The organism is Kibdelosporangium banguiense (genome assembly GCF_017876405.1).
Taxonomy (GTDB): Bacteria; Actinomycetota; Actinomycetes; order Mycobacteriales; family Pseudonocardiaceae; genus Kibdelosporangium; species Kibdelosporangium banguiense.
This window is the reverse complement of the sequence record NZ_JAGINW010000001.1, coordinates 12,699,928-12,710,826: the sequence shown is the minus strand read 5'-3', so window position 1 is coordinate 12,710,826 and position 10,899 is coordinate 12,699,928. Positions and strand designations below refer to the sequence as shown.

Here is a 10,899-nt window from a genome sequence, read left to right as displayed (position 1 = left end):
CTTCGGGCGGCAACCACCCCTCGTCAGCACCGATCCAGCACGGGCCGGGCCGGGTGATCGTCGGTAATGTACGGCGAGGCCGGATTTCGGAGACTTGGCTGGAGGCGGCGTGTACGTGTCGCGGGTGCGCTTGCGGAACATCAAGGGGTTTCACGGTGTCCGCGAGGTCGATCTCGACCTGCGCCGGCCGGACGGAACGTACGCCGGGTGGACTGTGCTGGCGGGCCGCAACGGCTCGGGCAAGACTTCGCTGCTGCGGGGGATAGCGCTGGCGCTGGGCGGTCCCGCGGTGGCCCGCAACCTCGTGGCGGACTTCGACAACTGGATCTCCGCGGGCGCTCCTGAGGCACAGGCCGAGGTACTGGTGCACTTCGATTCGGCGTGGGAGAAGTTCAAGTCGGGGCGGCCGCCGGCGACGCCGTTCTGGGCCGGGTTGCAGTGGACGGCCCCGGACATCAACGGGAACGTGTTCCAGCGGCCGGTGCAGCCGTCGCTCGGGGAGTTCAACTCCAGCAGCAAAGCCAGAACCGCCGCCCGGCGAGGGCCTTGGCAGGACAATCCGACGGGGTGGTTCTCAGCCGCGTACGGTCCGTTTCGCAGGCTCGTCGGCGGCACCGGGGACGCCCAGCGCCTGATGCTGACGTCCGGTCCGGTCGCGCGGATGGCCAGTCTGTTCCACGAGGACGCGTCCCTGGCCGAAGGCGTGAGCTGGCTGATCGAACAGCACCTGCGATCGCTGGAGAAACGCCCAGGCGCGAAGCAGCTCAAGGAAGGCGCCCTCAGCATCCTGGGCGACGGGCTGCTGCCGGACGACTACCGCATCGAGTCCGTCGACTCCGACGGACTCTGGGTGAACAGTGACGGACGCCGGTTTCCTTTGCGCGAGATGAGCGACGGCTACCGCACTGTCGTGTCGTTGGTCGTCGACCTGCTCAAGCAGATGTACGAGGCCTACGGGGAGCTTCCGCTCTTCGACGACCTGTTCGCCAAGACTCCCGTCGTGACGGCGCCGGGCGTGGTGATCATCGACGAGGTCGACGCGCATCTGCACGTCTCATGGCAGAAACGCATCGGGGCATGGCTGAAGAGCCATTTCCCGGCTGTTCAGTTCATCGTCACCACGCACAGCCCGTACATCTGCCAGGCGGCGGATCCCGGCGGCCTGATCCGGCTGCCCGGCCCCGACCAGCCGGAGGCGCCGGAGATCGTGGGCACGGATTTGTGGGAGCGCATCGTCTACGGCACCGGCGACGACGCAGTGCTGTCCGACCTGTTCGGCCTGGACACCGCGTATTCGGACAAGGCCAACGCCTTGCGTGAGGAACTGGTCTCGTTGGAGATGCTGGTCCTGGAGGGCACGGCGAACCGTGAGCAGCAGACGCGGTACGACGAGCTCAAGAGCATGCTCACCAGTTCGCCCGTGACCCGGGTCGGGGAGGTCGCCAGGCGCCTGTCCCGGACGGCGCCCCGGTGATTCGCCTGCACCGGCCGGAACTCACCGACCCGCTGGCGGATCAGCTCGCGACGCTGACGAGGACCATCGGCAGGACAACCGGTTCCGGGCGGCAGTCGCGGCTGGCCGCTCAGGTCGTCGAAGCCCGGCGGCTGTGGCGTGGCCGTCCGCTTGTCCGCACCAGACTGCGGGAGTCGCTGGAAAGTTTCGCCAGTGGCCGGAGCCGGTGCATGTACTGCGGGGACAACCAGGGCACCGACATCGACCACTACGAGCCGCTGGCCAAGGCTCCACTTCGGACCTTCGTCTGGCTGAACCACCTGCTCGCGTGTTCCGGATGCAACAGCCGGTACAAACGGGACGCCTTTCCCCGGGCGGGCAACGGTCGCCCGTTGCTGCTGGACCCGACCGTCGACGATCCGTTCGACCATCTCGGGCTCGCGCTGAGCATCGGCCGGTACACCGCGCTGACCGACCGCGGCGCGGCCACGATCGATATCTGCCAGCTCAACCGGGACATCCTTTGCCGTGGTCGGCAGGTCGCCTACGACACCGTCACCGTGATCCTGGAAGGCTGGCAGCAGGCGCTCGCCGCGCGTGACGTGCGAAAGATGGGCAATCTGGCCGACACCATCAGGGAACAACCTTTCGCGGACGTAGTCCACGCGATGTTGCGCTATGCGCACGCGCCTGGAGCCAACCGGTTGTTCGCAGACCGGCTGCGTCTACTGCCGATCCTCACCGACACGCAACTCCGTGCCACCCTGCTTGCCTGATGGTTTTCCGGTAGGCCCGCCCGTACGTTCCGTGACTGGGCTCTTCGTCACCGCGAGAACTTCGCTACCCGGCGGTAATGTGCTGGGTATGACGTGGATGGTGTACGGGGCGAACGGTTACACCGGCGAGCTTGTCGCGCGGCTGGCGGTGCGGCGGGGTGAGCGGCCGGTGCTGGCCGGGCGGAACCCGAAGGTCCGGGAGCTGGCGGGGGAGCTCGGCCTGGAGTACCGGATCTTCGATCTTTCGAAGGCCTCACAACACCTGGACGGCGTCGACGCGGTCGCACACTGTGCGGGACCGTTCTCGGCGACGTCGAAACCGATGGTGGACGCGTGCCTGGCGACAGGGACGCACTATCTGGACGTAACCGGCGAGATCGACGTGTACGAGGCGATCTTCGCCAGGTCGGAGGAGGCAGCCGACAAGGGCGTCGTGCTGCTGCCGGGAGCCGGGTTCGATGTCGTGCCAAGTGATTGCCTGGCCGCGATGCTGGCAGGGGCGTTGCCGGGTGCGACGCATCTGAAGCTGGCGTTCCTGGCTGGCGGAGGTCTCAGCGGCGGCACCCTGCGCACGACTGTCGAAGGCATGGGGACCGGCGGCCAGGCCCGGGTGGACGGCAAGATCGTGACTGTCCCGATCGGACACTCGACGCCGACGGCGTTCTTTGCGTCAGGGCCGAAAACAGTGCTTTCCTTGCCGTGGGGTGACGTGTCGACGGCGTACCGGTCGACCGGCATCCCCAACATCACGACACACATCTACCTGCCGATCCCGGCCGTTTTCCTTGGCCGGGGCCAGCAGTTGTTCGCACCCGTGATGAAAACCGCACTGGCCCAACGGATCGGCAAGAGCATCGTCGGCCTCATCAGCGGCCCAGGAGAGAAGCGCCGCGCCGGCTCTCGCGCCGAATTCTGGGGCGAAGTCCGTGACGCCGACGGCCGCACCGCCACCGCCACGCTGACCACCCCGAACTCCTACTCCATCACCGCCGACGCCGTCGTCCGAATCGCAACCCAGATCGGCAGCGTGAAACCCGGCGCCCAGACCCCCGCGACCGCATTCGGGGCCGCATTCCTCAAAGAACTGGACGGGGTGACAGTCGGAGCAGTCACTGTTATTTCGTGAAACGCAGGGTCAGTCGGCCGGGATGGTCTCCGGGGCGGCGTCGGCTGCGGCGGCTTTGGCCTTCGCCTTCTTGCGCTTGCGGATGGTGAACACGATGAAGCCGGCCAGGACCAGCCCGGCCACCACGATCAGGCCGCCGGTGTTGAGGTACTTCTCGATTTCCTTGGCGGCTTTGCCCATTGCCGCGCCGATCGAGATGTGCACGAGTGACCAGCTGGCCGCGCCGAGCATGGCAGCGGGCAGGAACTTGCGGTACGGCAGGCCCGCGGTGCCTGCGGCGGCGGGCATCAACGTCCGCACGACTGGCAGCCACCGGCCGAAGAACACCGCCCAGGCGCCGCGTTTACGCAGGATGCCGGTGGTCTTGTCCCAGCCTTCCGCGCCGTATTTCTGGATCAGTTTGGTCTCTCGCAGCGAGGGGCCGAACCTGCGGCCGATCGCATAGCCGATCGAGTCACCGATCGCCGCGGCGACCGTGACCACGGCCCACAGGACCAGGAACCTGGTCAGGGAGAAGCCGTCCGGGCCGCTGGAGACCGTGGTGGACGCGACCAGCAGGCCGGCCTCACCTGGCGCGATGAAGCCCAGCCCGATGGTGCATTCCAGCAGGATCAACCCGCCTGTCGCACCGACAAGGGCGGGCTGTGGCAGGGCCGCCAGCCAGTCAAGAACGTCGCTCACCAAGGCCACTGGAATGTCCTCCCCAAACTCGGGCTTATCGCCCAGGAAAGACGCCTGTCCCAGCGCTCAGGTTCCACGGACGTGCCCCCAATGTCTTGAGGAACACATTACCTGGACAGCAGCGAGCCGATCTCCTGGCTGGCCGGGCCCTGCTCAGCGAGATGGGCCAGGTGTTCGGGCACGATTTCGCCGCGGTGGGCCATTGCCTGGGCGTACAGGCGGCCCGCGCGGTACGACGAACGCACCAGGGGCCCGGCCATCACGCCGGCGAATCCGATCTCTTCGGCTGCCTCTTTGTGCTGCACGAACTCCTCGGGCTTGACCCAGCGGTCGATCGGGTGGTGGCGGGGCGACGGCCGCAGGTACTGGGTGATCGTGACGATGTCGGTGCCGGCTTCGTGCAGGTCACGCAGGGCCTCGGTGACTTCTTCCGGCGTCTCGCCCATGCCCAGGATCAGGTTGGACTTGGTGACCAGGCCTGCCGCGCGGGCCTTGGTGATCACTTCGAGGGAGCGCTCGTAGCGGAATCCCGGCCGGATGCGCTTGAAGATCCGCGGCACGGTCTCCAGGTTGTGCGCGAGCACCTCCGGACGCGATCCGAAGACCTCGTCGAGCTGCGCGGGGTCGGCGTTGAAATCCGGGATGAGAAGTTCGACACCGGTGCCGGGGTTCATCGCGTGGATCTGGCGCACGGTCTCCGCGTAGAGCCACGCACCGCCGTCTTCGAGGTCGTCGCGGGCGACGCCGGTGACGGTCGAGTAGCGCAGACCCATCGCCTGGACGGACTCGGCTACCTTGCGTGGCTCCTCGCGGTCGAGCGCGGCGGGCTTGCCGGTGTCGATCTGGCAGAAGTCACAGCGGCGGGTGCACTGGTCGCCACCGATGAGGAACGTGGCCTCGCGGTCCTCCCAACACTCGTAGATGTTGGGGCAGCCGGCCTCCTCACACACCGTGTGCAGACCCTCGCGCCGCACCAGGCTTTTCAGCTCGGTGTACTCCGGGCCCATCCGCGCCTTGGTCTTGATCCACGGCGGCTTCTTCTCGATCGGCGTCTGGCTGTTGCGGACCTCCACACGCAGCAGCTTTCGTCCTTCCGGCGCCACAGTCACAGACATCAGGTTACGCCCTGTCCAGACGTGTCCGGCGTCACGCGAAGGTGGGGTGCCCCGAAAGCCACGTTGGGGGCACAACCACATCCCCTAGGGGAAAGGGACGTCCCTGGGGAGGATGTGGCCGTTTCCTGGGAATCCATAGCCTGCGGTGGTCACTCGACGAAACTCCTGGGGAGGAGAGAAATGCGGCCACTCGTCTTGGCGTTGAGCGCCTTGATCGCGGGAACGCTCGTCACACCGTCGACCGCCACTGCCGCGCCCACGGGCCTGCAGTGGCAACCCTGCGCCGACCTGCCGCTGGAATGCGCCAAGGTCAGCGTCCCGCTCGACTACCGCAAGCCCGGTGGCACCAAGATCGATATCGCGGTGTCCCGGAAGAAGTCCGGCGACCCCGCCCGGCGCCGAGGGGTGTTGCTGCTCAACCCGGGTGGTCCCGGCGGGGCCGGGCGCGATCTGCCCGTGCCGATCGCTCAGCTGGCGCCACGCAGCGTGACCGATGCCTATGACCTGATCGGGTTCGACCCGCGTGGGACCGGGCAGAGCGCGCCCAACACCTGCGCGCTCACGCCTGAACAGCAGGATCCGACGAAGGTCCTGCCGTATCCGGCACCGAACGGGGACATCACCGGGTCGGTGGCCTACGCCAAACAGATAGCCAAGCAGTGCTTTGAGCACTCAGGCGCACGGCTGCCGTACGTCACCACTGCGAACACCGCCCGCGACATGGACATGATCCGGGCCGCGCTGGGTGAACGGAAGATCTCGTACTTCGGTGTCTCGTACGGCTCCTACTTGGGTGCCGTCTACACGACGATGTTCCCGCAGCGCTCCGACCGGATCCTGCTGGACAGCGTGGTCGATCCGCGGGACGTGTGGCGGACCGTCTGGCAGGCATGGGGCCCGGCGACCGAGGAGCGTTTCGAGGACTTCGCGAAATGGGCCGCGGAACGCAACGCGACCTATGAACTCGGTGCGACCCCCAAGGCCGTCCGCGACACCTATCTGAACCTGGCCAAGAAGCTGGACACCGCTGCGATCGGTATCTGGACCGGGAACAATCTGCGGGCGCAGACCCGTGGCTCGATGTATTTCGACGCCGCCTTCGAGCAACTGGCCGCAATCATGCAGAGCCTGGTGCGGGGCAACCCGGACCCGGTGGAGATTCCGCCGCTCGACCAGTCGTTCCCGGCGACGCTGTGGGGCATCGTCTGCGGCGACGCGGACTGGCCAGGCAGCATCGGCCTGCACCAGTGGCAGGTGCTCAGCGACAAGAAGAAGTACCCGATCACCAACGGCCTGCCCTCGAACATCTGGCCCTGCGCGTTCTGGCCGACCGAGCCGATCGAGCCGCGGGTCCGGATCACCGACCGTGGCCCGAGCAACGTGCTGCTGACCCAGAACCTGCGTGACCCTGCGACGCCGCTTGTCGGGGCCGTCGCGATGCGGGCCGCGATGGGCAACCGGGCCAAGCTGGTGACCGCTGATCAGGGCGGGCACGGCACGTACCTGTTCACCGACAACGCTTGCGTGTCCGACATCGCGACGACGTTCCTGGTCAACGGCACCCTCCCGGCCAAGGACGTGGCTTGCGGCCCGCAGAGCGGGCTCGCGCTGGACGCCCCGCAGATCGACCGGAAACGCCGTGACGAACTGGTGAAACAACTGCACTCCCGGCAGATGCCGTTCTAGGCACGACGATCGGCGGTTGACACCCGCACCTCCCAGTTGGCTGACTACTCGCACCCACTGGGAGGTGCTTTCGTGCAGATTCGTCCGGTTGGCAGATTGCTCACCGCATCGGCGTTATCGCTGCTCACCGTCATGACCCTGGCCCCGGCTGCCGTCGCCGCGCCACCGCCCGGCAGCAAGGGGGAGGAGCCTGGCAACGGCCCCGAGCGCAACGAGGTCGCCGCCGTCGACCCGCCGTCCATCGCGGCGCGTTCCGCGTTGGGGGAGAACAAGTCCGGTACGCGGGAAGGGTATCCGCGCACGACCCGGCTGCGGGTCTATCCCGAGGACCCGGCCGACAAGTCGATCAAGCTCGGGCTGACCCCGTACCACGCGATCGCACCCAGGCTGAACGCGTTGCAGGCCAAGAGCAACCGCATCTCGGTCGAGGTCGTCGGCCAGTCCGGCCTCGGCCGTGACCTCTACCTGGTCACGCTGACCGCGCCCGAGCGCGCGTCGGAGACCCGCCAACAGGAGCGGTGGCGCGACAAGATCGAGAACGATCCGGCCGCCGCGGCCCGTGACCGCCAGCTTGCGCGGGAGTACAAGACGCCGGTCTGGATCAACAACAACATCCACGGCAACGAGTGGGAAGGCACCGACGCCGCGCTGCGCCAGATCGACTACCTGGCCACCACCAAGGACCGCAAGGCCCTGGATCTGTTGCGCGACAACCGGATCTACTTCAACGTCACGGCCAACCCGGACGGCCGCAACGCCGGTACCCGGGTGAACGCCAACGGCTTCGACCTCAACCGGGACTTCGTCACCTCGTCGCAGCCGGAAGGCATCGCGATGCGCGACATCGTCAAGACGACCCAGCCCGTGCTGATGCTCGACGAGCACGGCTACGTCGACGGCACGCTGATCGAGCCGACCGGCCCGCCGCACGGCCAGAACTACGACTTCGACCTGTACATCAAGCACGGCTGGGAGAACGGCCTCAAGATCGAGCAGGCCGTCAAGGCGCTGGGCTACCCCGAGGCCCAGAACACACAGATCCCGTTCCGGGACTACCCGCCCGGCGAATGGGACGGCTGGGCGCCGATCTACACCGCGCAGTACTCGATGTTCCACGGCGCGATCTCGTACACCATCGAGATCCCGCAGCGGGTCAACAACGACGCGTACAACACCTTGCCGGAGACCGAGTTGCGCCGCCGCTCGGCGATCAACACCGACGTCTCCGAGGCGAGCATGAAGGCCAGCTTGTCCTATGTGGAGGCGAACCGGAGTGCGCTGATCGCCAATCAGATCGAGATCTTCCGCCGCGGCGCCGCCGGTGAGGCGCAGCGCTACATCCCGGACGGTTTCGTACCCGGTTTCGGGCCGGAGGACCGGTTCACCACGAAGTTCCCGCGTGCGTACGTGCTTCCGGCAGGTCCGACGCAGCGATCCGGCGCGGCTGCGGCCAGGCTGGTGGACCAGCTTGTGGCGCACGATGTCCGTGTGCGGCAGGCAGATCGGCCGTTCTCACTGGCCGGCCGGACCTATCCGGCTGGGTCGTACATCGTGGACATGCACCAGCCGAAACGGGCACTGGCCAACGTGATGCTGGAGCAGGGCCGGGACGTCTCGGCGAGCGCCGAGGTCATGTACGACATCTCCGGCTGGAGCCACCGCCTGCTGTGGGGTGCCTCCGTGGACATCATTCAGGGCGGTGACCTGCGGGTTTCCAGCAAGCCTGTAGTGACGGCGTCACCGACCGGTGGCGTGGACGCGGCACCCGGCCAGGACCTCGCGATCACTGTGCGGGACGGCAAGGACGCGGCCGCGGTCAACGACCTGCTCGGCCGCGGTATCGAATTGCGCAGGCGGGTCAACGGTTCGGTGATCGTCCCGGCTTCGGCCAGGGTCGCCGCGATCCAGGTCGCCGATCGGTACGGCGTGCGATTCAGCCTTGCTCCGGCCGGTGCGCCCGGGAGCGTCCTGCGGCGGCCCACGATCGCGGCGGCGGTGGCCGCCGATGAGCTGTTCGCGTTGCGGGACATGGGCTTTGAAGTCCGGCCGGTGTCCACGGCGGTGCTGAACGACGGCTTCGACCTGTCCCGGGTGGATGTGCTGATCGCCTCGTCGGGGATCAGGTACGACCAGCTCAACCCGGCCGCGAAGGCCGCCGTGGACGCTTTCGCGGCACGTGGTGGCGTGATCACGCGTGGCGCCACCGGTTCGAAGTTCAACGCCGATGCGGGTCTGCTGCAGGTGACCGCGGTCGCCGGTCGCGCAGATGCGAACGGGATCGTGAATGTGGTCAACGCCAACGGCCCGGTCGGCGCGGACGCTCTGCCGCAGTCCTTTGTGTACGCACCGCAGTGGTTCACGGGTCTCGGCGCGGGCGTGACCGTCGAACAGCGTTACGCCACCGGAAACCCGTTGGCTGCTGGGCACTGGCGTGCCAACGAGGACGGCACGGGCGGTCCCGCCGCGGCAAGTGGTCAGGCTGTGGTCGTGTCGGGCACCGATGAGCGTGGCGCCCGGGTGGTCATGTTCGGTACGGAGCCGTTGTTCCGTGCGCATCCCAAGGGCTTGTACGCCCAGGTCGCCAACGCGGTCTACTGGAGTGCGACTAGAAATCCGGTGTGACGCCGGTCAGTTCGGCAGTGACCTCCCAGAGCCGTCGTCCCAGCTCCTCGTTGCGGGCGGCGGCTCTGGGCAGCACCCGGACCGGCGGGCCGAACATCTGCATCACCCACTTCGGAGCGAAGTAGTCGCCGCCCCGCACGTCGGGCGCGGTGGCCGCGTACAGCTGGGGCAGGGCGCCGACCTCGACCGACTGGCAGACCAGGTGTGATCCCCACACCATGATCGATTCCACGGTCTTGTTGTGCCACGATCTCATCGAGTTGCCGACCAGGCTCGTGTCGGTCATACCGGGGTGGCCGCCCGCGCTGATCAGGGCGCGGCCCGCTGCCCTGGCCCGCCGGTCCAGCTCGACCATCCAGATCAGGTTGGCCAGCTTGGACTGGGCATAGGCCACGGCCATCGAGTACCGGCGGCGTTCGAAATTGGGGTCGTCCAGATTGAGACCCGGGCTTCTGGCGGCCTGGCTGGACACGGTGATCACCCGGGCGCCGTGCAGCGCGGGCATCAGCAGCCACGTCAAAGCCGCGTGCCCCAGGTGGTTCACGCCGAACTGCAGCTCGAACCCGTCTGTGGTCCTGGTGAACGGCGTGCCCATCACACCGGCGTTGTTCATCAGGATGTCGAGCCTGTCGTCGGTACGCTCACGCACCTCGGCCGCGGCCTTCCGGACCGAGGCCAGATCCGACAGGTCGAGCTCGACGAACTCGGCCCGGCTGCCTGCCTGCACTGCGGCCGCACGTCCCCGCTCGGGATTGCGGCACGCGAGCAGCACGCGGGCTCCCATTCCCGCCAACACTTTCGCGCTGCGGAGACCGAGCCCCGAGTTGGCCCCGGTGATCAGCACCGTCCGCCCGCTCTGGTCAGGGATGTCTGCCTCGGACCAGTTCGCCATCAGGCGAGAATATGCCGCGCTAAGCGCTCGCGACGAGCCTCCGGATGAGTTCCACCTGGCTGCAGCGACGAGCCGGCTTCTTTGCCGCCGTTCGGAGCAACGCCAGGAAAGCCACGCCGACCCGGGTGATCTCCTCGGCCGGCTCGTGCGGCTCGGCGAGCCCGGCGGCGAGCGCCAGCGTGCGCTGTTCGGCTTGCAGCTTGGGGATCAGGGCCTCGTACCGCTCGGCGTGCGCGTCGAGTACGGCGTGCAGAGTCCGGTTGTCGGCGATCGTCTTGCGCCAGGCGTCAGAGACGGCGTCCACGAGGTCGATAGACGCGTCCCGCTCGGTCTCGGCCAGCGCCATCCCGAGGCTGCCGGTGAGTTTGAGCGTCCATCTGTAGTGCAGGGCCAGCAGCAGATCGGCGGGCCCGTCGAACATCGGTGAATGGGGCAGCGGGCCGGCGGGATTCCGCTCGGCCCGGACGAGTACCGAGTCGAGTGCGTCGCGGCGCTCGTAGTAATCGCTCCAGCTCATGTCAGCTCCCCTGGCCGTGACCTGGTCGTAC

General features: G+C 67.6%; 9 protein-coding genes. 5 read left to right on the top strand and 4 right to left on the bottom strand.

Going from position 1 to position 10,899, the window contains the following annotated elements; all coding sequences use genetic code 11:
- The first annotated feature begins 109 nt into the window (after nucleotides 1-109).
- From JOF56_RS56970 to JOF56_RS56960, 3 genes are all read left to right on the top strand, one after another.
- Nucleotides 110-1,474: an AAA family ATPase gene (locus JOF56_RS56970; protein ID WP_209647812.1), complete on the top strand. Its 1,365-nt coding sequence runs from the start codon at nucleotides 110-112 to the stop codon at nucleotides 1,472-1,474.
- Complete coding sequence (locus tag JOF56_RS56965) at nucleotides 1,471-2,229, top strand: HNH endonuclease family protein (RefSeq protein WP_209647811.1); 759 nt, start codon at nucleotides 1,471-1,473, stop codon at nucleotides 2,227-2,229. The genes JOF56_RS56970 and JOF56_RS56965 overlap by 4 nt, the downstream gene beginning before the upstream one ends.
- Before the next feature lie 88 nt (nucleotides 2,230-2,317).
- Nucleotides 2,318-3,355, top strand: coding sequence for a saccharopine dehydrogenase family protein (locus JOF56_RS56960; RefSeq protein WP_209647810.1), 1,038 nt, complete (start codon nucleotides 2,318-2,320; stop codon nucleotides 3,353-3,355).
- Between the two features lie 9 nt (nucleotides 3,356-3,364).
- Here JOF56_RS56960 and JOF56_RS56955 read toward each other — a convergent pair whose 3' ends face one another.
- Together JOF56_RS56955 and lipA are read right to left on the bottom strand one after the other, a co-directional pair.
- On the bottom strand, nucleotides 3,365-4,045 hold the full coding sequence (locus JOF56_RS56955; RefSeq protein WP_209647809.1) for a DedA family protein: 681 nt from the start codon (nucleotides 4,043-4,045) through the stop codon (nucleotides 3,365-3,367).
- A 98-nt stretch (nucleotides 4,046-4,143) separates the two neighbouring features.
- Nucleotides 4,144-5,145, bottom strand: a complete 1,002-nt coding sequence (gene lipA / locus JOF56_RS56950) for a lipoyl synthase (RefSeq protein ID WP_209647808.1) — start codon at nucleotides 5,143-5,145, stop codon at nucleotides 4,144-4,146.
- Between the two features lie 186 nt (nucleotides 5,146-5,331).
- Here lipA and JOF56_RS56945 point away from each other — a divergent pair, with 186 nt between their 5' ends.
- Together JOF56_RS56945 and JOF56_RS56940 are read left to right on the top strand one after the other, a co-directional pair.
- Nucleotides 5,332-6,837, top strand: coding sequence for an alpha/beta hydrolase (locus tag JOF56_RS56945; RefSeq protein WP_209647807.1), 1,506 nt, complete (start codon nucleotides 5,332-5,334; stop codon nucleotides 6,835-6,837).
- A 72-nt stretch (nucleotides 6,838-6,909) separates the two neighbouring features.
- Nucleotides 6,910-9,459: a M14 family zinc carboxypeptidase gene (locus JOF56_RS56940; RefSeq protein WP_307855754.1), complete on the top strand. Its 2,550-nt coding sequence runs from the start codon at nucleotides 6,910-6,912 to the stop codon at nucleotides 9,457-9,459.
- Here the strand turns inward: JOF56_RS56940 and JOF56_RS56935 are convergent.
- Nucleotides 9,443-10,351, bottom strand: a complete 909-nt coding sequence (locus JOF56_RS56935; RefSeq protein ID WP_209647806.1) for an oxidoreductase — start codon at nucleotides 10,349-10,351, stop codon at nucleotides 9,443-9,445. The genes JOF56_RS56940 and JOF56_RS56935 overlap by 17 nt on opposite strands.
- A gap of 19 nt (nucleotides 10,352-10,370) precedes the next feature.
- On the bottom strand, nucleotides 10,371-10,868 hold the full coding sequence (locus JOF56_RS56930; protein ID WP_209647805.1) for a hypothetical protein: 498 nt from the start codon (nucleotides 10,866-10,868) through the stop codon (nucleotides 10,371-10,373).
- Nucleotides 10,869-10,899: the final 31 nt, after the last annotated feature.